At 73.5% G+C, this 19723-nt stretch carries 19 protein-coding genes and 2 tRNA genes; 11 read left to right on the top strand and 10 right to left on the bottom strand.

Translation table 11 applies throughout. The features are described from left to right. The first annotated feature begins 19 nt into the window (after nt 1-19). The 3 genes from aroA to ACEZDG_RS22605 all read left to right on the top strand — a co-directional run bounded on the left by aroA (nt 20) and on the right by ACEZDG_RS22605 (nt 2817). Nucleotides 20-1357 carry a 3-phosphoshikimate 1-carboxyvinyltransferase gene (gene aroA / locus ACEZDG_RS22615; protein ID WP_380512457.1) on the top strand — a complete coding sequence of 446 codons (1338 nt, stop codon included), beginning with the start codon at nt 20-22 and terminating at the stop codon, nt 1355-1357. A 9-nt stretch (nt 1358-1366) separates the two neighbouring features. Continuing rightward, entirely contained in the window at nt 1367-2410 is a 1044-nt protein-coding gene (rsgA, locus tag ACEZDG_RS22610; RefSeq protein ID WP_380512455.1) for a ribosome small subunit-dependent GTPase A, read from the top strand. An 83-nt stretch (nt 2411-2493) separates the two neighbouring features. After that, nucleotides 2494-2817: a DMT family transporter gene (locus tag ACEZDG_RS22605; RefSeq protein WP_380512827.1), complete on the top strand. Its 324-nt coding sequence runs from the start codon at nt 2494-2496 to the stop codon at nt 2815-2817. Here ACEZDG_RS22605 and ACEZDG_RS22600 read toward each other — a convergent pair. Next, nucleotides 2798-3283 carry a MarR family winged helix-turn-helix transcriptional regulator gene (locus tag ACEZDG_RS22600; RefSeq protein WP_380512453.1) on the bottom strand — a complete coding sequence of 162 codons (486 nt, stop codon included), beginning with the start codon at nt 3281-3283 and terminating at the stop codon, nt 2798-2800. The genes ACEZDG_RS22605 and ACEZDG_RS22600 overlap by 20 nt on opposite strands. Nucleotides 3284-3363: 80 nt before the next feature. On the opposite strand from ACEZDG_RS22600, the gene hisN reads away from it, so the two are divergent. The 3 genes from hisN to ACEZDG_RS22585 all read left to right on the top strand — a co-directional run bounded on the left by hisN (nt 3364) and on the right by ACEZDG_RS22585 (nt 5388). After that, nucleotides 3364-4155, top strand: coding sequence for a histidinol-phosphatase (hisN, locus tag ACEZDG_RS22595; protein WP_380512451.1), 792 nt, complete (start codon nt 3364-3366; stop codon nt 4153-4155). Nucleotides 4156-4236: 81 nt separating this feature from the next. Beyond that, the gene (locus tag ACEZDG_RS22590) at nt 4237-4899 is read left to right on the top strand and encodes a DedA family protein (protein ID WP_380512449.1); all 663 of its coding nucleotides are present in this window, start codon (nt 4237-4239) and stop codon (nt 4897-4899) included. A 66-nt stretch (nt 4900-4965) separates the two neighbouring features. Further along, nucleotides 4966-5388: a Fur family transcriptional regulator gene (locus ACEZDG_RS22585; protein WP_380512447.1), complete on the top strand. Its 423-nt coding sequence runs from the start codon at nt 4966-4968 to the stop codon at nt 5386-5388. 12 nt (nt 5389-5400) lie between these two features. On the opposite strand, the gene ACEZDG_RS22580 is transcribed toward ACEZDG_RS22585, so the two are convergent. From ACEZDG_RS22580 to ACEZDG_RS22565, 4 genes are all read right to left on the bottom strand, one after another. Then, entirely contained in the window at nt 5401-7347 is a 1947-nt protein-coding gene (locus tag ACEZDG_RS22580; protein ID WP_380512445.1) for a tetratricopeptide repeat protein, read from the bottom strand. A 295-nt stretch (nt 7348-7642) separates the two neighbouring features. After that, nucleotides 7643-7716: transfer RNA gene (locus ACEZDG_RS22575), tRNA-Met, on the bottom strand. A 105-nt stretch (nt 7717-7821) separates the two neighbouring features. Beyond that, nucleotides 7822-7895: transfer RNA gene (locus ACEZDG_RS22570), tRNA-Met, on the bottom strand. A gap of 39 nt (nt 7896-7934) precedes the next feature. After that, nucleotides 7935-10223, bottom strand: coding sequence for a UPF0182 family protein (locus tag ACEZDG_RS22565; protein ID WP_380512444.1), 2289 nt, complete (start codon nt 10221-10223; stop codon nt 7935-7937). A 192-nt stretch (nt 10224-10415) separates the two neighbouring features. On the opposite strand from ACEZDG_RS22565, the gene ACEZDG_RS22560 reads away from it, so the two are divergent. Further along, entirely contained in the window at nt 10416-10970 is a 555-nt protein-coding gene (locus ACEZDG_RS22560) for a PPA1309 family protein (protein ID WP_380512442.1), read from the top strand. A gap of 47 nt (nt 10971-11017) precedes the next feature. On the opposite strand, the gene ACEZDG_RS22555 is transcribed toward ACEZDG_RS22560, so the two are convergent. The 4 genes from ACEZDG_RS22555 to ACEZDG_RS22540 all read right to left on the bottom strand — a co-directional run bounded on the left by ACEZDG_RS22555 (nt 11018) and on the right by ACEZDG_RS22540 (nt 14037). Next, nucleotides 11018-12085: a YlbL family protein gene (locus ACEZDG_RS22555; RefSeq protein ID WP_380512441.1), complete on the bottom strand. Its 1068-nt coding sequence runs from the start codon at nt 12083-12085 to the stop codon at nt 11018-11020. Nucleotides 12086-12127: 42 nt separating this feature from the next. Continuing rightward, a complete protein-coding gene (locus ACEZDG_RS22550; RefSeq protein WP_380512440.1) occupies nt 12128-12292 on the bottom strand; it encodes a hypothetical protein in 165 nt (54 codons plus the stop codon). A gap of 82 nt (nt 12293-12374) precedes the next feature. Next, complete coding sequence (locus tag ACEZDG_RS22545; protein ID WP_380512438.1) at nt 12375-12809, bottom strand: molybdenum cofactor biosynthesis protein MoaE; 435 nt, start codon at nt 12807-12809, stop codon at nt 12375-12377. Between the two features lie 43 nt (nt 12810-12852). Further along, nucleotides 12853-14037: an NAD-dependent epimerase/dehydratase family protein gene (locus tag ACEZDG_RS22540; RefSeq protein ID WP_380512436.1), complete on the bottom strand. Its 1185-nt coding sequence runs from the start codon at nt 14035-14037 to the stop codon at nt 12853-12855. A gap of 216 nt (nt 14038-14253) precedes the next feature. Here ACEZDG_RS22540 and ACEZDG_RS22535 point away from each other — a divergent pair, with 216 nt between their 5' ends. After that, nucleotides 14254-15732, top strand: a complete 1479-nt coding sequence (locus ACEZDG_RS22535; RefSeq protein ID WP_380512435.1) for a zinc-dependent metalloprotease — start codon at nt 14254-14256, stop codon at nt 15730-15732. Then, the gene (locus ACEZDG_RS22530) at nt 15729-16298 is read left to right on the top strand and encodes an NUDIX hydrolase (protein WP_380512433.1); all 570 of its coding nucleotides are present in this window, start codon (nt 15729-15731) and stop codon (nt 16296-16298) included. The genes ACEZDG_RS22535 and ACEZDG_RS22530 overlap by 4 nt, the downstream gene beginning before the upstream one ends. A gap of 13 nt (nt 16299-16311) precedes the next feature. On the opposite strand, the gene ACEZDG_RS22525 is transcribed toward ACEZDG_RS22530, so the two are convergent. Next, nucleotides 16312-16884, bottom strand: coding sequence for a M48 metallopeptidase family protein (locus ACEZDG_RS22525; protein ID WP_380512825.1), 573 nt, complete (start codon nt 16882-16884; stop codon nt 16312-16314). Nucleotides 16885-17181: 297 nt separating this feature from the next. Between ACEZDG_RS22525 and ACEZDG_RS22520 the strand changes: the two genes are divergently transcribed. Continuing rightward, complete coding sequence (locus ACEZDG_RS22520; RefSeq protein WP_380512431.1) at nt 17182-18342, top strand: ThiF family adenylyltransferase; 1161 nt, start codon at nt 17182-17184, stop codon at nt 18340-18342. Continuing rightward, nucleotides 18339-19688 carry an ABC1 kinase family protein gene (locus ACEZDG_RS22515; RefSeq protein ID WP_380512429.1) on the top strand — a complete coding sequence of 450 codons (1350 nt, stop codon included), beginning with the start codon at nt 18339-18341 and terminating at the stop codon, nt 19686-19688. The genes ACEZDG_RS22520 and ACEZDG_RS22515 overlap by 4 nt, the downstream gene beginning before the upstream one ends. The last annotated feature ends 35 nt before the right edge of the window (nt 19689-19723 follow it).

Genomic DNA, 19723 nt, shown 5'->3' with positions numbered 1-19723 from the left:
GCCGATAGGCTCGGGGGTCATGACCGGCACTCTGGAACCCCTGTGGCCCGCACCGACCGCGACCGACCCCGTCGACGCGGTCGTCACCGTTCCCGGATCCAAGTCGGCGACCAACCGGGCCCTGGTGCTGGCCGCGCTCGCGGACCAGCCCGGTTATGTGCGGCGTCCGCTGCGCAGCCGGGACAGCCTGCTGATGGCCGAGGGGCTGCGCGCCCTGGGCGTCGGTATCGAGGACATCCTGAACAGCAGCACCGGCGTCCCCGGCGGCGGCGACGCCTGGAGGGTGCTGCCCAACGCGCTGTCGGGCCCGGCCCGGGTGGACGTGGGCAACGCCGGCACGGTGATGCGCTTCCTGCCGCCGGTCGCCGCCCTCGCCGACGGCGCGGTGAACTTCGACGGCGACCCGCGCTCGCACGAGCGCCCGCTCGGCGGCGTGATCACCGCGCTGCGCGCCCTGGGCGCGCGGATAGAGGACGAAGGGCGCGGCGCGCTCCCGCTCACCGTGCACGGCACCGGGGGCCTGGTCGGCGGCACGGTCACCGTGGACGCCTCCTCCTCGTCCCAGTTCGTCAGCGCGCTGCTGCTCTCCGGGCCCCGGTTCCAACAGGGTGTGGAGGTGCGGCACTCCGGCGCCCCGGTGCCGTCGCTGCCGCACATCCGGATGACCGTGGAGATGCTGCGGGCCGCCGGGGCCCAGGTGGACGCGCCCGAGGACGGCGGCGAGCCGGACGTCTGGCGGGTCAGCCCGGGCGCCCTGCTCGGCCGGGACACCGTGGTCGAGCCGGACCTCTCCAACGCCGCCCCGTTCCTGGCCGCCGCGCTGGTCACCGGCGGCTCGGTGCTGGTCCGCGACTGGCCGGAGCGCACCAGCCAGCCCGGCGACCAGCTGCGCGAGCTGCTCACCCGGATGGGCGGCGGCTGCGAGCCCACCCCGGAGGGCCTGCGCTTCACCGGCGGCGGCGCGGTGCACGGCCTGGAGGCCGACCTGCACGAGGTCGGCGAGCTGACCCCGGTGCTCGCCGCGCTGGCGGCCCTCGCCGACTCCCCGTCCCACCTCAGCGGCATCGCCCATCTGCGGGTGCACGAGACCGACCGGCTGCGGGCCCTCGCCGACGAGATCAACGGCCTCGGCGGCGACGTCACCGAGACCGAGGACGGCCTGCGGATCAACCCGCGCCCGCTGCACGGCGGCGTGTTCCACACCTACGAGGACCACCGGCTGGCCACCGCCGCCGCGGTGATCGGCCTGGTCGTGCCGGGCGTCCTGGTGGAGAACGTGGGCACCACCGCGAAGACCCTGCCCGACTTCCCCGGCCTCTGGGACACCATGCTGCGCGCTACCCCGGCGAAGGGCTGACCGCCCGCGATGCGCCGCTACGACAACGACTCCGACGAGGACGACATCCGGGCCCGCCCCTCCCGCAAGGGCTCCCGCCCGCGCACCAGGACCAGGCCCACCCACGAGGACGCCGCCGAGGGCATGGTGCTGACCGTCGACCGGGGCCGCTACACCTGCCTGGTCGAGGCGGGGACCAAGCGCGAGCGCGAGATCTCCGCGATGAAGGCCCGCGAGCTGGGCCGCAAGGGCGTGGTGGTCGGCGACCGGGTCGGCCTGGTCGGCGACCTCTCCGGCGAGCCCGGGGTGCTGGCCAGGATCGTCCGGGTGGAGGAGCGCGCCTCGGTGCTGCGCCGCACCGCCGACGACGACGACCCGTACGAGCGGATCGTGGTCGCCAACGCCGACAAGCTGGCCATCGTGATCGCCCTGGCCGACCCGGAGCCCCGGGCCCGGCTGATCGACCGCTGCCTGGTCGCCGCGTACGACGCCGGGCTGGTGCCGCTGCTGGTGCTGACCAAGGCCGATCTGGCCGCGCCCGAGCCGCTGCTCGACATCTACGCCCCACTGGGCGTGGAGCACGTGGTCACCCGCAGGGACGACCTGGCCGGCGAGGGGGCCGAACGGGTGCGCGAGCATCTGCGCGGCCTCTCCACGGTCTTCATCGGGCACTCCGGCGTCGGCAAGACCACCCTGGTCAACGCCCTGGTCCCGGAGCACCAGCGCTCCACCGGCCATGTGAACGCGGTGACCGGACGTGGCCGGCACACCACCGTCTCGGCGCTGGCGCTGCGGCTTCCGCCCGCGCCGGGGGCCGCGCGGGGCGCCGAGCCCGGCTGGGTGATCGACACCCCCGGCTTCCGCTCCTTCGGCCTCTCCCACATCGAGCCCGCCCGGGTGGTGCTGGCCTTCCCCGACCTGGTCCCCGGCACCGAGGGCTGCCCCAGGGCCTGCAGCCACGACGAGCCCGACTGCGCCCTGGACGCCTGGGTCGCCGAGGGCCACGCCGACGCCGCCCGGCTCTACTCGCTGCGCCGGCTGCTCTCCACCAAGGACAGCCGCGAGGGCGACTGAGTGGGACACCAGGGACCGCCGAGGACTCGCCGAACCGCCGAATCTGTCCCACCATGGGTGGACCCGACCCCGTGGGAGGACCCGTGGCCTGGTTCCTGGTGATCGTCGCCGGACTGCTGGAAACCGGATTCGCCGTGTGCCTGAAGCTGAGCGAGAACTTCACCAGGCTCTGGCCGACCATCGGCTTCGCGCTGTTCGGGATCGGCAGCTTCGGGCTGCTGTCCGTCGCCCTGAAGAGCCTGCACGTGGGTCCGGCCTACGCCGTCTGGACCGGCATCGGCGCGGCCGGGACGGCGATCTACGGGATGGTCTGGCTGGGCGACACGGTCTCCGTGCTCAAGCTGGTCTCGATCAGCCTGGTGCTGGTCGGCGTGGTCGGCCTGCAGCTCAGCGGCTCGACCCACTGACCGGGACGGTGTTGGCGTCCCGCAGCACCCGCATCAGCGCGGCCAGCTGCCCCGCGCGCTGCTCCCCCAGCGGGCCGAGGAAGTGCTCCCGCAGCGCGGCGACATGCAGCTGCTGGGCCTCCTCGGCGATCCGCCGGCCCTCGGCCGTCAGCACCGCGTGGCTGACCCTGCGGTCCTCCAACGAGGCCTGACGCTCGATCAGCCCGGCGCCCACCATCCGGTCGGCCAGCTTGGTGAAGCCGCCGCTGGTCAGCGCGACCTCGTGGGCCAGCCGGGTCATGGTCAACCGCCCGCCCGGGGTGCGCAGCAGCCGCAGCAGCACCTCGAACCAGGGCCCGGGCAGGTCCACCCCGCCGACCGGGCCCACCTGCAGCAGCGGCGCGGTCCGCGCGTACGCCTCGACCACCAGCCCCCACCAGGTGACCAGTTCCCGGTCCTGCACGCCGTCCTGGGCACCCTCAGTCATGGGCGCCACCCTAGACCGACCGGTCCGGGAACGCCGGACAACGTTGGCCCTGCCCGCTTCTGATCGTTACTGTGCAGCACATGCCCGACTACCGCGACGATCTCCGCCTCGCCCATGTTCTCGCCGACCGCGCGGACTCGGTCACCCTGGACCGCTTCAAGGCGCTCGATCTGAAGATCGACACCAAGCCGGACCTCACCCCGGTCAGCGACGCGGACCGGGCGGTCGAGGAGCTGCTGCGCGGCGACCTCAAGCGGTCCCGGCCGCGGGACGCGGTGATGGGCGAGGAGTACGGCAGCACCGGCCACGGGCCGCGCCGCTGGGTGATCGACCCGATCGACGGCACCAAGAACTACATCCGCGGCGTCCCGGTCTGGGCCACCCTGATCGCGCTGATGGAGCTCGGCCCCGGCGGCGAGCACCCGGTGGTCGGCGTGGTCTCCGCGCCCGCGCTGAACCGGCGCTGGTGGGCCGGGCAGGGCACCGGCGCCTTCACCGGGCGCAGCCTGACCCGGGCCACCCGGATCCAGGTCTCCGAGGTCTCCCAGCTGGAGGACGCCTCCTTCGCGTACTCCTCGCTCAGCGGCTGGGAGGAGCGGGACCGGCTGCCCGCCTTCCTCGACCTCACCAGGAGCTGCTGGCGGACCCGCGCCTACGGCGACTTCTGGTCGTACATGCTGGTCGCCGAGGGCGCGGTGGACATCTGCGCCGAGCCCGAGCTGAGCATCTGGGACATGGCGGCGACCTGCGTGATCGTGGAGGAGGCGGGCGGGCGCTTCACCGGCCTTGACGGCATCCCCGGCGTCCGCAGCGGCAACGCCGCCGCGTCCAACGGCCTGCTGCACGGCGAGCTGCTGCAGCGACTGGGCTGAGTGGAACCTCCGCCGTTCGGGTGTCGTTGCCCAGGTACGGTTTGAACGTACCTTTACCTTCCTGTCCGAGGAGATTCATCGGTGTCCTGGATCAGCGACCATCTACTGGCGCTCAACGGCACCCTGGTGCTGCTCGCGGTGTTCCTGCTGCCCGCACTGGAGTCCTCGGTCTTCCTCGGCTTCCTGATCCCCGGAGAGACCGCCGTGGTCATCGGCGGGGTGACCGCCTACAACGGCAGCAACCAGCTGTGGGTGGTGATCCTGGTGGCCGCCGTCGGCGCGGTGCTCGGTGACAGCATCGGCTACGCGGTCGGCAAGCGCTGGGGCGACAGCCTGCTGAACCGGATCCCGCACCGGCTGATCAAGCCCGCCCATGTGCGGCAGAGCAAGGACATGATCCAGCGGCTCGGCGGTCGCGCGGTCTTCGCCGGACGCTTCGCCGCGGCGCTGCGGGCGCTGGTGCCGGGGCTGTGCGGGGTCTCCGACATGCGCTACCGGACCTTCGCCACCTGGAACGTGCTCGGCGGGGCGGTCTGGGCCTCCGGCTTCGTGCTGCTCGGCTACTTCGCCGGGGCGAGCTGGCACCGGGTCGAGCACTACGCCAGCCTGGCCAGCTGGATCCTCGTGGGCGTGATCGTGGTCGCGGTCGCCGGGCTGCTGCTGCTCAAGCACCGGGCCGAGAAGCGGGCCGGCGCGCGCTTCGAGGAGGAGCCGGAGCCGGTCGCCAGCTCCTCCCAACATTAGACCTGGTCCAATTCAGTACGGACACCAATCTCGAACTCGCTCCGGGCCCCTGATACCCTCTGCTGCATGAGTGACCTGCTGGAACGACTCCGCGACCGTGGCTGGCGGCTGACCGCGCAGCGCCGGGTCGTGGCCCAGGTCCTCGACGGGGACCACGTCCACTTCACCGCCGACGAGATCCACGCGCTGGCGGTGGAGCTGCTTCCGGAGATCAGCCGGGCCACCGTCTACAACACCCTGGGCGAACTGGTCACCCTCGGCGAGGTGTTGGAGGTCAGCAGCGACGGCCGCGCCAAGCGCTACGACCCCAACGCCCACCATGCGCACCAGCACCTGATCTGCTCGTCCTGCGGCGCGATCCGGGACGTCCACCCCAGCGGCGACCCGATCGCGGCACTGCCCGCGGCGGAACGTTTCGGCTTCACCATCGCCGCGGTCGAGGTCACCTACCGGGGCCTCTGCCCGGACTGCACCGCCCGTTCTCTCTGAGGTTCCCGAACCCTAGGCGCTGAGGTCGGCGCGCAGCGCTTCCAGCAGGCGCTCGGCGCGCTCGGTCACGCCCCCGGGGCCGTGCTGGGCCGCCTGCTCGCACCAGTTCCGCGCCGTGGCCAGGTCCCCGCGTCCGGCCGCGATCAGGCCGAGCCGCAGCGCCGCCCGACCGTGTCCGGCGTCCGCCGCGCGGGTGTACCAGAGCATCGCCTCGGCCTCGCCGCCCTCCCGGGCCAGCAGCAGCCCGAGGTTGAAGGCCGCGCTGCGGCTGCCGCCCTCGGCCGCCCGGCGGTACCAGTGCTCGGCGGTCGCCGTGTCGCCGCGCTCGGCCGCCCTGACCCCGACCCGTACCTGGGCCCGGTTGTGGCCGGCCTCGGCGGCCACGCCGTACCAGCGGTCCACGTCCTCGGAGTCGCGCTCGGACCCGCCGCGCTCCAGCAGCACGCCGAGCCGGAACGCCGCCTCGGCGGAGCCGCGTCCGGCGGCCTGGCGGTAGCGGACCGCCGCCGCGTCGGTGTCGCCCCTGCGCTCCTTGGCGACGGCGAGCTGCAGCGCCGCCTCGGCGTGGCCCTGTCCGGCCGCCCGGGCGTACCACTCCTGGGCATGGTGCTGCTCGCCGCGGCCGGCGTGCAGGATGCCCAGGTTGAAGGCGGCGTCCACGCTGCCGGCCTCGGCCGCCTTGGAGAACCAGGGCTCGGCCCCGGGGGTGTCCCCGCGCTGCAGCAGCATCACCGCCAGCGCGTTGCTGGCCTCCCGGTGCCCGGCGTAGGCGGCGCGCCGGTACCACTGCTCGGCCTGGGCCTCGCGGCCGTCCGCGGCGCAGAGCAGGCCGAGGTTGAAGGCGCCGTTGTGGTCACCGGCCTCCAGCGCGGTGCGGTACCACTGCTCGGCCATCTCGCCCTCGCCCCAGGCGGCGTGCAGCGCGCCCAGCGCGTTGGCGGCGTTGCCGTCGCCCGCGTCGGCGGCCTCACGCCACCAGTCGGCGGCGCCGACCTCGTCCCCGGCGTCGCGCAGCAGGAAGCCCAGGGCGCAGGCGGCACGGGGCTCGCCGCCCTGCGCGGACTGCCGGTACCAGCGGGCTGCGCCCTCCCGGTCGGCCCGGCGCTCCAGGTGGATGCCGAGCCGCAGCGCCGCCCTGGCGTGGCCGCGCGCCGCCGCCTGGTGGTACCAGGGCTCGGCGCCGTCGCCGTCGTTGGCCGCCTCCCTGAGCCGGCCCAGCCGGTACGCGGCCTCCCGGTGCCCGGCCTCGGCGGCGGTACGGAACCAGCGCTCGGCCCGGTCCGGGTCGCGGCGGTGCTCCAGCAGGTCGGCGAGGGCGTAGGCGCCCCCGGTGTGGCCCTGCTCGGCGGCCTGGTGCAGCCAGTACTCGGAGCCGGGCTCGTCGCCGTGGTCGCGCAGGTGCAGCCCCAGGGCGTGCGCGGCCGGCGCGCTCCCGGCGACCGCCGCGGTGCGCCACCACTGGGCCGCCTCCTCCCGGTGGCCGCGCTGGTGCAGCAGCACCCCGAGGTTGTTGGCCCCGGCCCTGATCCCGGACGCGGCGGCGCGGCGGAGGTACGGCTCGGCGTCGTCCAGGTCGCCGCGGCGCAGCAGCAGCGCGCCGAGCAGGCTGCCCGCCTGCGGGTCCTCCTCGGCGGCCAGGCGGTAGCGCGCCTCCAGGGCGGCTTCCTCCTGCGCCTCGAGCGCCGACTCGAAGGTCCGGTATGGGGCGGTCCCGTCGTTCTCGCCGGCCGGGTCATCAGCCGGGTCGTCAGCCGGGTCGCCGGTCGGATCGTCGGTCGGGTCGTTGTCGGCGCGGCCGCTCCCGGCGGCGCGGGTCCGGTCGACGGCCGGGGCCTCCAGGCCGGGTGACGTGGCGTCAGCGGCGGGCGCGCCCTCGTTCGGGACGCGTTGCAGCGGCAGACGACCCTTCTGCGGATCGTCCTGATCGACGCCCGCCACTCCTCCAGCGACTACCGACATGTCGACTCCTGCGTCCGCCGGATTCCTGGGCATCCCTGCAACGCATCGGAGCTCAAGGCCGCTTTTCGGCCCCGCACCGTCCCCCATGGGAATCATCGTCGCACCACCCGCAACCCGCGTACACCTGGTATACCCCAGCTGCGGGGGTTACTTCAGCGCTTTGTCGATTTCGCGACACATCAACCTTGCAACGCAGCTTTCCTGGGCCCCAGTCTCCCCACTGGTACCGGGATTCGCGCGGACGACACGCATGCGGAAGGCCCGGTGCGTCTGCACCGGGCCTTCCGACATGAAGTAGCGGGGACAGGATTTGAACCTGCGACCTCTGGGTTATGAGCCCAGCGAGCTACCGAGCTGCTCCACCCCGCGTCGTTGTGCCCTCACTGTAGATCAGATCCGACAGGCGAGGCAAATCCATAACTGACGGACATGCAGAAGGCCCGGCGCAGTTGCACCGGGCCTTCCGACAAGGAGTAGCGGGGACAGGATTTGAACCTGCGACCTCTGGGTTATGAGCCCAGCGAGCTACCGAGCTGCTCCACCCCGCGTCGTTGTGTCCTCACCATAGCACGGGCTGACCTGCAGAATTACCGGGCGCTTCCGGCGGCGAGGGCGGCCCGCAGGGCCGCTTCCAGCCGCTGCCGGTCCGCCTCGTAGCCGGCCGAGTCGCCGCTGCCCAGCGCGGCCTGGCCGTCCCGGTACGCCTGCTGGGCCTGCTGCAGGCTGGTGGCCAGGGCCCCGCCGCCCGGGGTGCCGAGCACCTCCGACAGCACAGTCGGCAGGTCGGAGGCGATCGCCGGTTTGCCGCCGAACAGCGCCAGCACCTTCTCCGGCAGCGGATGGGCGCCGACCGCCCCGCGGGCGTACACCGGTTCCAGGTAGAGCACCCCGCCGTCGACCGGCAGCGCCAGCAGGCTGCCGTACACCGGGGCGGCCCCGCCGGTCTCCCGGAGCAGCGCCAACTGCGGTGCCACCACCGGGTCGGAGCCGAAGGCCGCCTGGACCTGGGCGGGTCCGGGGGTGGTGCTGCCGGAGGGCAGGTCGAGCACCCGGATCGTGCCGTAGTCGGCCCCCGGTGTGGAGTCCACCGCCATCAGCGCGGCCAGGCCGTTCCGGCCGTCCAGCACGAAGCTGCCGGTCAGCGCGAGGGTGGCGCTGCTCTGGTCCGGCATCCGCAGCGACAGGTAGGCCGGGGCCTGGGGCCCTGTGCCGGTGCCGGTCGGATCGGCGGGAATCCGCCAGACGTCGCTGCCCCGGTAGAAGGCCGCCGGGTCGGTGACGTGATAGGTCGCCAGCATCCGCTGCTGGACCGTGAACAGGTCCTTGGGGTAGCGCAGCCGGGCCTTCAGCTCGGGGCTGATCGCCGCGTAGGGGCGGACCGTCCCCGGGAAGGCCTTCATCCAGGTGCTCAGCACCGGGTCGGTCCGGTCCCACTGGTACAGGGCGACCGCGCCGGTGCTGCCGTCCACGGTGGCCTTGACCGAGTCCCGGACGTAGTTGAGCTGCCCGGCGTCGGCGCCCGAGCCCATCGTGGTCCGCGCGGCGCCGGGGTAGTCGTCACTGGTGGTGTAGCCGTCCACGACCCACTCGCTGCGGCCGTCCACCGAGACCCGGTAGGGGTCGCCGTCGACGGTGAGCCAGGGGGCCACCGCCTCCACCCGCTGCTTGGCCGCGCTCGCGGCGGTGGTGCGCACCGCGACGGCGGGGGCCGGCAGGCTGAGGCCGGCCAGTGCGGTCGCCCCGGCCGCCACCGCGTCGCCGGCGTCGGTCCGGGGCGCCTCACCGGCCGCCGTACGGGGCGCCGGGTAGTCCGTGGTCCTGGTCCCGGCGATGCCGAAGGCGGCCCTGGTGGCGGTGATGTTCCGCTGGATGTAGGGCCGCTCCTTGGCCTTCTCGTTCGGCCTGACCTGGAACTGCTGCACGATCGCCGGGTACACCGCGCCGATCAGCACCGAGGAGAAGGCCATCAGGCCCAGGCCGATCATCGGCACGGTCCAGCTCCGGCGCAGCGGGGTCAGCAGGAACAGCAGGGCGCAGATGACCGCGACGCAGCACAGGATGGTCTTCGCCGGGAGCACCGCGGCGGCGTCGGTGAAGCGCAGGCCGGTCCAGTTGTCCGCGGCGCCGAGACTGCCGCCCTGCACCGCCAGGCTGTAGCGGTCCAGCCAGTAGGCCACCGCCTTGAGGCCGACGAACAGCCCCAGCAGCAGCCCCAGGTGGCCCTTGGCGGCGCAGGAGAACCGGCGCCCCCTGGCCTGCGCCTGGATGCTCCCGTACAGGTAGTGCACCAGGGCGGTGCCGGCCAGGGTGACCACCAGCACGGTGAAGCCGAAGTCGACCAGGAACCGGTACCAGGGCAGCTGGAAGACGTAGAAGGACAGGTCCCGGTGGAACTGCGGGTCCACGGTGCCGAAGCGGGTGCTGTGGTCGTAGGCCAGCCAGGTCTGCCAGGCCCCGCTCGCGGCGGCGCCCGCGACCAGGCCGGGGACCAGGGCGACGACGGCCAGGATCCGCCCGCGGTGCCGTCCGATGGCGGCCCGGTAGCGCTCCAGGCTCTGCTGCTCCTCGGACATCGCGCTGAGCGGTGAGCGCAGCCGGTACGCCAGCCAGGCGTTCAGGCCCACCAGCAGGGCCGTCGGCAGGCCGAAGGCCAGGAACAGGAACACCCTGGTCCGCAGCACCGAGCTCCAGACACCGCCGTAGCCGACCGAGCGGTACCAGTCCTGGTCGGCCCGGACCGCCGAGCCCGCGAAGGCCAGGGCCAGCAGCACCAGGACCACAAAACAGCCGCGCAGCAGCAGTCCCCGGCCGCGTCCGGGCAGGCCGGTGCGCAGGCGTGGACCGCGCGGCTGCTGGGAGCCGCCGCGATCCGGCATCTGGAATACCACCGCACGCACCCCAAGGGACTGGATCTTTCGCGGGGGCGCCGAGGCCGGGTCCCCCGCAGATGCAACTTGATATGCCCTCTTCCGAGTTCCCGGCGGCCGATCGGAACAGGTTCGGCACGGGTTCGGGACCGGTACGGCACGGGTGCGGGACTGGTTCCGGGACATGTGAGGATGGATGCCATGTCCGAACCCCTTCAGGAGAGCCTTCCTCCTGCCGCCCGCCCGATCACCCGCGCCGTGCTCGAGATCGACGAGTACGCCTCCGGCCTCGGCTGGGACCAGCCCGCACGCCTGTTCGCCCTGGTGGACACCGCCGCGCTGCTGAAGACCGAGCCCGGCCTGGCCCGTCAGCTCGGGCTGGAGCCCGGCGGCACCGGCAACGAGTTCACCCCGATCGAGCAGGACGAGGTCCCCAAGGGCACTCCCCTGGACAAGTTCCTCGGCACCATCGCCTGGCCGGACGCGGTGGCCGGCTGCGCCCTGGTGGTCGAGCGGCTGATCCTGCCGCCGACCGCCGAGGCCAAGCTCCCGGAGGGCGCCTCCGAGCAGGAGCTCGGCGCCTGGGTGGCCAAGCACCCGGAGCGGCAGGAGGTCCGGATGACCGTCGCGGTGCTGCGCGACGGCACCAGGGAGACCGCGCTGCGGCTGCGCCAGAAGGACTCCGCGCGCGAGGTGCTGACCGGCCCGGCGCTGGTGCCCGGGCTGGCCGAGGCGCTGCTCACCACCTTCGCCTGAGCAGTCCCCGAGCCCGACCGGCCCTCCGGCGCTGCCCGCGCGCGCTGCTACTTGCCGCAGACGGGCAGCGCCGCGGCCTTGTCGGCGCGGATCGCGGCGAGGTCGGTCACGGCCTGGGCCAGCGTGTCGACCTTGACCAGCCGCAGCCCCTTCGGGGTGTCCGCGGCGGCCTCCGCGCAGTTGTCCGAGGGGGTGAAGAAGTACTCGGCCCCGGCCCGGCGAGCCGCGATGATCTTCATCGAGATACCGCCGATCGGGCCGACCTTGCCGTTGTCGTCGATGGTGCCGGTCCCGGCGACGAACTTTCCGCCGGTCAGATTGGTCGACTGCAGCTTGTCGACGATGCCGAGCGAGAACATCAGCCCGGCGCTCGGGCCGCCCACATCACCCAGGTTGATGTCGATGGTGAACGGGAAGGTGTGCTCGGTCCCGGGCTGGATGCCGACCATCGCCTTCCCGGTGTCCGGGTTCTTCGCCGTGGTCACCGTGACCTGCTGCCGGGTGCCGCTGGGCGTGCCGTCCTTCTTCGGCGGCTCGATCGTGAAGACCACGTCCTGGCCCGGCGTGTGCTTGGTGACCAGGGGCGCCACCTGCTCCGGGGTGCTGACCGGGGTCCCGTCCACGGCCGTGATCACATCACCGGCGTGCAGCTTGCCGACCGAGGGGCTGTTGGCGACCACCGCCGAGACCACCACCGCGCTGCCCACCGGGATGCCAAGCTGCTTCAGCGCGGCGGCCTTGGCACTGTCCTGGGAGGCGGTGAAGTCCTCGGCGTTCTGCTGCTCCGACTGCTGCTCGGTCTGGTTGTCCGGGTAGAGGTTGCCGTGCGGGATGACCGCGTCGTCGTGCCGCAGCCAGCCGGTGAACGCCTCGACCAGGTTCAGCTCGTAGTCCGCGCTGGTCACCTCGACCGTGGTCATGTTGAGGTTCCCGGTGGTCGGGTACGTGGCGCGGCCGGTGATGGTGATCACCTTCTTGCCGTTCTGGCTGCCGAGCGTGTTGTAGGTCGGCCCCGGACTCATCTCCGCGTAGGGCACCTTGATCAGTGCGACGGCGCAGACCAGCGCTATGAGCAGGATCGTGGAGGCGAGCATCGTCGCTGACCGGCGTGGCATGGCACGACAGTACGGGACGTGATCGGACCCCCGCCCGCCGGACTACTGCTTCGGGCCGCTGCTTCGCTCCATTGCCTCACGGAAGCGCTGGTGCCCGGCGAGTGAGGCGCCGTCACCGGTGGTACGGGTACGGGCCGACCAGGACACCCAGACGGCGGCGAACAGACCTGCGACCAGCGGGATGATCCCCCAGGCGAGCACACTCATGATTGCTCCAGCTCATCGTGCCTATGAGCAGACTATCCGCTCATCGGTTCAACGATCACAGAGCCGTGCGCGTCACGCCTCCTCAGCAGGAGGAGACCCACTCCTCCTCGCCGTCGGCGAACCGCTGGTGCTTCCAGATCGGCACCGTGTGCTTCAGGTCGTCGATCAGCTTGCGGCAGGCCTCGAACGCCTCGCCGCGGTGCGCACAGGAGACCGCCACGATCACGGCCGTCTCGCCGATCGTGAGCTCGCCGACCCGGTGCACGGCGGCCAGCGCGACGACCGGGAAGTCGGCGACGACCTTCTCGGCGACCCGGCGCAGCTCCGCCTCGGCGGTGGGGTGGGCGCTGTACTCCAGAGCGGTGACGGCCTTGCCGCCGTCGTGGTCGCGCACGGTGCCCACGAAGAGCACCGTCCCCCCGGCGTGGTCGTCGCCGACGGCGGCGTGCACCTCGTCCAGGGAGAGCGGGGTCTCGCGGAGCGCGAGCAGGCGGATCGGGGCGGCGGCATCCTTCATGGGACCATCATGGCCGACAGCGCGTACAGGTCAACCTGCGGTCTCAGATCCTCCTCCGCTTGCGGGCCCGGCGCACCAGCGCCGCCGTGCCGACCAGGGCCACCGTGGCGCCGGCCGCGCCCAGCGTGGTCGCCGCGTCCTTGCCGCCGAGGCGCCGTCCGGCCACCGCGTGGTTGCCCGCCACCTGGGCCAGCAGCTGGCCGAGCACCTCCTCGTTGGTGTGCACCGGACGCCAGCCGGCCTCGTGCAGCCGGCTGCCGGAGACCACCCAGGGGTACATGGTGTACGCCAGGTCACCGGCCGGGGCCGGGGTAAGACCGAGCCGGTGCAGCCGGGCGGCGGTGCCCAGGGCCAGCGAGGCGGGCAGCTCCATCCGGCGGATGCCGGTGATCTCCTCCACCTCCTCCTGCTCCAGCCAGCCGTCGCAGCCGACGGTGACCTCGCCCTCGACCAGGCCGAGCGCCGCGTACTCCAGCGCCGTGGTCAGGTCGTCCACGTGGCAGAACTGCCAGCACGGCCGCGAGCCCGCCACCACCAGCAGCCGGGGGGCCTCGAAGTGCCTGGTCAGCACGGTGTCCACCTCGGGTCCCACCACCACGGCGGGGCGCAGCACGGTCACCGAGAGGCCGGGGTGCGCCATCGGCGCGCGGCGTCCCAGCCGTTCGATCTCCAGCAGGTCGCCGACCAGCGACGCCTCCTCGGTCGCGCGCAGCGGCGCGTCCTCGGCCAGCGGGATCTCGTTGTCGTCCAGCGCGCCGTAGACCATCGCCGAGGTGCACAGCACCACCCGGTGCACCCCGGCCGCGGCGGCGGCGGTGAGCACGGTCTGGGTGCCGCGGACGTTGTAGGCGCTGCGGGTCTTCGGATCGGCGGTCATGCCCAGGTCCTGGGCCAGGTGCACCACCACGTCCACCCCGGCCAGCCGTTCGGCCACCGCCGGGTCCCGGACGTCCAGCACCCGCCACTGCACCCCGGTGACCTCGCCCCGGCGCTCGTCGATGGCCAGCACCCGCTTCACCGCGGAGGAACCGGCCAGCCGGGCGGCCAGCAGCGCGCCGACCCCGGAGGCGGCCCCGGTCACGGCGACGACCAGCGGCGGACCGTCGTACTCGGGACCGGCTGCCGCGGGGGCGGCCGTCTCGGGGCTGGGGACGGCCTCCTCCGCGCCCTCCGGACCGCCCTGCTCAGCGGTCAGCCCAGAGCGAACGTGCGAAGGTGGGGAACTCACCGGCTCTCCTTCACGGTTAATTTTGATGCGTACGTGTGATGCGTACGCACGTGTCACGTATCGACCATCCTGCCCGAGGCGGAGGTGTGGCGGTGCACCCGGCACGGGCGGTGCCCGGCTCAGGCCGGAATCCACCCGTCCCGCTGCCCCGTTCCGCCGCCCTCGGGCGCACCCTCCCGCCGCTCGGAGCGACGGCCGACGAGATCGAGGCAACTCGTGAGCGACTTCCCCTTCGGCTTCGGCCCGCCCCCCGAGGAGCCGGAGGACGGCAAGGACGGCGACACGCCCGACGGCAAGGGCTCGGGTTCCGGTTCGGGCTCGGGCTCCGGTTCGGGCGGCCCGGCGAACCCGTTCAACTTCGGCTTCGGCGGCATCCCCGGGATGCCCGGCGGCTCCGGCGGCTCGGGGAACCCGCTGGAGGGCCTGTTCGGGGCGATGAACCCCGGTGACCTCGGCGCGGCCTTCCAGCAGCTGGGCCAGATGCTGTCCTTCGACGGGGGCCCGGTGAACTGGGACCTCGCCAAGGACATCGCCCGGCAGGCCGTGGTCCAGGAGACCGAGGGCGGCTCGAAGGACCGTTCGGTAGGTGAGTCGGAACGGACCGCGGTCGCCGAGGCGGTCCGGCTGGCCGATCTCTGGCTCGATTCCGCCACCTCGTTCCCGTCCGGCGCGAGCAGCGCGGTCGCCTGGAGCCGGGCCGAGTGGATCGAGGCCACCCTTCCCGCCTGGAAGGAACTGGTCGACCCGGTCGCCGAGCGGGTCGCCACCGCCATGGGCGGTGTGGTCCCCGAGGAGATGCAGGCCATGGCGGGCCCGCTGCTCGGAGTGATGCGCAGCATGGGCGGCGCGATGTTCGGCACCCAGATCGGGCAGGCGCTGGGCGCGCTGGCCGCCGAGGTGGTCGGCTCCACCGACGTCGGACTGCCGCTCGGCCCGGCCGGCAAGGCCGCGCTGCTGCCGCAGAACATCGACGCGTTCGGCGAGGGCCTGTCCGTGCCGACCGACGAGATCCGGCTCTACCTGGCCCTGCGCGAGGCCGCCCACCAGCGGCTCTTCAACCATGTGCCGTGGCTCAGGCAGCACCTCTTCGGAGCGGTCGAGGCCTATGCGCGCGGCATCAAGGTCGACGCGAGCCGGCTGGAGGACCTGGTCGGCCAGATCGACCCCAGCAATCCCGAGTCGATGCAGGAGGCGATGTCAGGCGGGCTGTTCCAGCCCGAGGACACCCCCGAGCAGAAGGCCGCGCTGGCCCGGCTGGAAACCGCCCTCGCCCTGGTCGAGGGCTGGGTGGACGCGGTGGTGCACGCCGCGGCGGCCCCGCACCTGCCGCACGCCCCGGCGCTCCGCGAGACGCTGCGCCGCCGCCGCGCCTCCGGCGGGCCGGCCGAGCAGACCTTCGCCACCCTGGTCGGCCTGGAGCTCCGGCCGCGCCGGCTGCGGGACGCCTCCCGGCTGTGGGCCTCGCTCAGCGACGCCCGCGGCACCGACGGGCGGGACGCCCTGTGGCAGCACCCGGACATGCTGCCCACCGCCAAGGACCTGGACGACCCGGACGGCTTCGTGCACGGCGCCGACAGCCCGGCGGGCGAGGACGCGATCGACTTCTCCAAGCTGGACGAGATGCTCGGCCGGGCCGCCGCGGCCAATGAGAAGAACGACGAGGACGACAAGAACGACGACGAGGGCAAGGCGTGAGGGACCCGCTGCACGCGGACGCCGTCCGCACGCTCAAGGCCTGGTCCGCGCCCGACGACGAGGAGGACCTGCTGCGGCGGGACTACCTCGACCATCTGGAGGCGCGTCCCGACGGGGTGTGGCGCTCCTGCCGCCCGGCGCACATCACCGCGAGCGCGCTGGTGGTGGACGTCGAGCGCGGGCGGGTGCTGCTGACGCTGCACCCCAAGGTGGGGCTCTGGCTGCAGCTCGGCGGCCACTGCGAGCCGGGGGACGCCTCGCTGGCCGCGGCGGCGCTGCGGGAGGCGGTGGAGGAGTCCGGCATCGGTGACGGCCTGCTGCTGCAGCCCGCGGACGATCCGATGCCGGTGAAGCTGGACCGGCACGCGGTCCGCTGCGCGGGCCGGGACCAGCCGGAGAACACCCACCTGGACGTCCAGTACCTGGTGCTGGCCCCGGCCGACGCGGTGGAGCAGATCAGCGAGGAGTCGCTGGACCTGCGCTGGTTCGGCTTCGACACGCTGCCGACGCTGACCGACGGCTCGGTCCGCGACCTCACCGCCCGGGCCCGCAAGCTGCTGGGCTGAGAGGGGATACGCCTTAGCCGCAGCCGCCGAGGCTCTCGGGGTCGGACTCGGTCCGGGGGCCCGGCACGTGCGGCAGCCGGGCCGCCGCGACCACGCCCTCCAGGTAGCCGCGGGCCCGCTCGGTGCGCGGGTAGCCGGTCAGCAGCTCCCAGAACCGCGGCCCGTGGTCGGCCACCAGCAGATGGGCCAGCTCGTGCAGCAGCACGTAGTCGACCACGTACTCGGGCATGCCCTGGAGCCGGTGGGACAGCCGGATCGTGCCCTCGACCGGGGTGCAGGAGCCCCAGCGGGTGTTCTGGTTGGTGACCCAGCGGATGCTCACCGGGACCGCCCGGCCGCCCAAGTAGCGGGCGGAGAGCTCGGTGCCGCGGGCGGCCAGGGCGTCGTCGCCGAGGATCTGCCGGCTCTCCTGGGCGGCCAGCTTGTCCAGCATCTGGGCGACCCAGCGCTTCTCCTCGGCCGCCGACATCCGGGCCGGGATCAGCACCACCGTGCGGTCGCCCTCGCGGTAGGCGGAGACGGTACGGCTGCGCCGGGCGCTGCGGCGCACCTCGACGGGCTGCGCCGCCGGGCCGTCCTCGGACAGCTCCGAGGCACGCCGACGCGGCGCAGAGGGATGGGAATCCGGTCCGGCTGCCACGCGCCAGACGTTACCTGCTGGCACTGACAGAAGTCCTGCCTCCTGGCTGAATTGAAATCTCCCAACCGCCGCCCCCAGGGCCGGATATGGGCACATCTCCGGGCAAGCCGGACAGCACAGGGGTTCGTCGCTCCATGGTTCGTACGACCATCATCCCGAGGCTGTGGATAACTTTCCGCACGTCGGGGACGACGGGGGCATGCTCGGTCACGACCCCCTTCCGGATTCGGACCAAGGAGAACCATGCGCCCCTGTCTGAAACCCGCCATGCGCCGGGCCTGGCGTGACCGCCACACGCTGCAGTTCGGCGTCGGGCGGGCGCACGCGGCCGTGGTCGAGTCCGCCGGTCCCGCCGACGACGCCTTCCTGGACCTGCTCGACGGCACCAGGGAACGGGGGTCGCTGGCCGCCGCCGCGGCCGGCCTCGGCATCCCCGGCGAGCGGGTCGAGGCCCTGCTCGGCGAGCTGGAGCGGGTCGGCGCCCTGGACGACGCCACCGCCCGGCGGCCGCTGCTGGAGCTGCCGCCGGCCGAGCTGGCCCGGCTCGGCCCGGATCTGGCCGCGCTGTCGTTGGCCCGCCCGGAGCCGGGCAGCGCGCCCGCGCTGCTGCTGGCCAGGCGCCGCGCCAGGGTCCAGGTCAGAGGCGCCGGACGGGTGGGCGCCGCGGTGGCCGCCGTCCTCGCCGCTTCCGGGGTGGGCCGGGTCGAGGTGCTCGACAGCGGCACCGTGCTGGAGCAGGACACCTCCCCCTGCGGGCTGCTGGTCGCCGACACCGGCCGTCCCCGGGCCGCCGCGGCCAGGGCCGCGGTCCGCCGCGCGGCGCCGGGACGACCGGACGACAGGGCCGCCGGGCAGCACGCCCCCGACCTGGTGGTGATCGCTCCCCGGGGCGACTCGGCCGGGCTGCTGGCCGACCCGGGGCTCAGCCGGGAGCTGCTGCACGCCGGGATCCCGCACCTCTACGCCGGGGTGCTGGAGACCCTGGGCACCGTCGGCCCGTTCGTCCTGCCGGGCCGCTCGGCCTGCGGCGGCTGCCTCTCCCGGCACCGCGCGGACGAGGATCCGGCCTGGCCCCGGCTGCTGGCCCAGCACTGCTCCGGCCGCTCCGGCCGCCCGGGCGGCGGCGCCGGGTCCGCCGCCTGCGACAGCGCTCTGGCCACCACCGTGGCCGGTCTCGCCGCCCTGCACAGCCTGATGTTCCTGGACGGCGGATCACCCCCTAGCCTGGGCGGGTGGGCCGAGGTGTCCATGCTGGACGGCTCGATGCGGCGCCGCCCGCTCGAGGCCCACCCGGACTGCGGCTGCTGCTGGAGCCCGGCGCCGGGCGGTGCCCGACCCGGCGGAGAATCCCCTGGGGGGACAATGATGGCAACCCTTGATCCACCGACTGGGAGGCAAGCGTGAGCGATCTTCCGCGCAAGGCCGTCGTCCGCACGGCCAAACTCGCCGCGCTGCCGCTCGGCTTCGCCGGCCGCGCCACCCTCGGGCTCGGCAAGCGCCTCGGTGGAAGACCGGCCGAGGAGGTCACCGCCGAACTGCAGCAGCGCACCGCCGACCAGCTGTTCGCCACCCTCGGCTCGCTCAAGGGCGGGGCGATGAAATTCGGCCAGGCCCTGTCGGTGTTCGAGGCCGCCCTGCCGGAGGAGGTGGCCGGCCCCTACCGGGCCGCGCTGACCAAGCTCCAGGAGGCCGCGCCGCCGATGCCGGCCGCCTCGGTGCACGCCGCGCTCGCGGAACGGCTCGGCTCGGACTGGCGCGACCTCTTCCAGGAGTTCGAGGACAAGCCGGCCGCGGCGGCCTCGATCGGCCAGGTGCACCGCGCGGTCTGGCACGACGGGCGGACGGTCGCGGTCAAGGTGCAGTACCCGGGCGCGGGGGCCGCGCTGCTCTCGGACCTGACCCAGCTCGGCCGGGTGGCCCGGCTGATCGGCCCGCTGATCCCCGGGCTCGATGTGAAACCGCTGATCAACGAGCTGCGGAACCGGGTCACCGAGGAGCTGGACTACGCCCTGGAAGCACAGGCCCAGCGGGTCCACGCCGAGGAGTTCGCCGACGACTGGGACATCTCGGTCCCGCGGGTGGTGGCCCAGGGCGACCAAGTGCTGGTCACCGAGTGGATGGAGGGCATCCCGCTGTCCGAGGTGATCAGCGAAGGCACCAGGGAGCAGCGGGACCGGGCCGGGCAGCTGCTGGCCCGCTTCCTCTTCGCCGGACCGGCCAGGACCGGCCTGCTGCACGCCGACCCGCACCCGGGGAACTTCCGGCTGCTGGTCGACGAGGGCCCGGCCGAGGGCTGGCGGCTCGGCGTGCTGGACTTCGGCACGGTCGACCGGCTACCGGAGGGGCTGCCGCTGCCGATAGGGACCGCGCTGCGGATGGCCCTGTCCGACGACGCCGCCGGGGTGCTGGACATGCTCCGGCAGGAGGGCTTCGTCAAGCCGGGGATCTCCCTGGACCCGGCGGCGGTGCTGGACTACCTGCTGCCGATCATCGAGCCCGCCGCGGTCGACGACTTCCACTTCACCAGGAGCTGGATGCGGGCCCAGGCGGCCCGGGTCGGCGACCCCCGCTCCCCCGCGTACGCGCTGGGGCGCCAGCTGAACCTGCCCCCGTCGTACCTGCTGATACACCGGGTGACGCTGAGCACCATCGGCGTGCTCTGCCAGCTGGACGCCAACGCCCAGCTGCGCGCGGAACTGCTGGAGTGGCTGCCCGGCTTCGCCGAGTCCGAGGACTGGGTCGGGGCCTGACCCCTGCGGACAGCCCGCAGGCCCGGAACCGTGAC

Origin of the sequence: Streptacidiphilus alkalitolerans, assembly GCF_042511045.1 — a bacterium.
GTDB classification, from domain to species: domain Bacteria; phylum Actinomycetota; class Actinomycetes; order Streptomycetales; family Streptomycetaceae; genus Streptacidiphilus; species Streptacidiphilus alkalitolerans.
Note: the sequence above shows the minus strand (reverse complement) of the source record. Positions and strands in the feature narration are given on the sequence as shown.

Bases quoted from the DNA above. Each gene is read 5' to 3' on its own strand.
- ACEZDG_RS22545 (WP_380512438.1), bottom strand. From the start codon at position 12,809: ATGAAGGATGCCGCCGCCCCGATCCGCCTGCTCGCGCTCCGCGAGACC.
- ACEZDG_RS22580 (WP_380512445.1), bottom strand. From the start codon at position 7,347: ATGTCGGTAGTCGCTGGAGGAGTGGCGGGCGTCGATCAGGACGATCCG.
- ACEZDG_RS22600 (WP_380512453.1), bottom strand. From the start codon at position 3,283: ATGACTGAGGGTGCCCAGGACGGCGTGCAGGACCGGGAACTGGTCACC.
- ACEZDG_RS22560 (WP_380512442.1), top strand. From the start codon at position 10,416: ATGTCCGAACCCCTTCAGGAGAGCCTTCCTCCTGCCGCCCGCCCGATC.
- ACEZDG_RS22565 (WP_380512444.1), bottom strand. From the start codon at position 10,223: ATGCCGGATCGCGGCGGCTCCCAGCAGCCGCGCGGTCCACGCCTGCGC.
- ACEZDG_RS22520 (WP_380512431.1), top strand. From the start codon at position 17,182: ATGCGCCCCTGTCTGAAACCCGCCATGCGCCGGGCCTGGCGTGACCGC.
- rsgA (WP_380512455.1), top strand. From the start codon at position 1,367: ATGCGCCGCTACGACAACGACTCCGACGAGGACGACATCCGGGCCCGC.
- ACEZDG_RS22585 (WP_380512447.1), top strand. From the start codon at position 4,966: ATGAGTGACCTGCTGGAACGACTCCGCGACCGTGGCTGGCGGCTGACC.
- aroA (WP_380512457.1), top strand. From the start codon at position 20: ATGACCGGCACTCTGGAACCCCTGTGGCCCGCACCGACCGCGACCGAC.
- ACEZDG_RS22555 (WP_380512441.1), bottom strand. From the start codon at position 12,085: ATGCCACGCCGGTCAGCGACGATGCTCGCCTCCACGATCCTGCTCATA.
- hisN (WP_380512451.1), top strand. From the start codon at position 3,364: ATGCCCGACTACCGCGACGATCTCCGCCTCGCCCATGTTCTCGCCGAC.
- ACEZDG_RS22550 (WP_380512440.1), bottom strand. From the start codon at position 12,292: ATGAGTGTGCTCGCCTGGGGGATCATCCCGCTGGTCGCAGGTCTGTTC.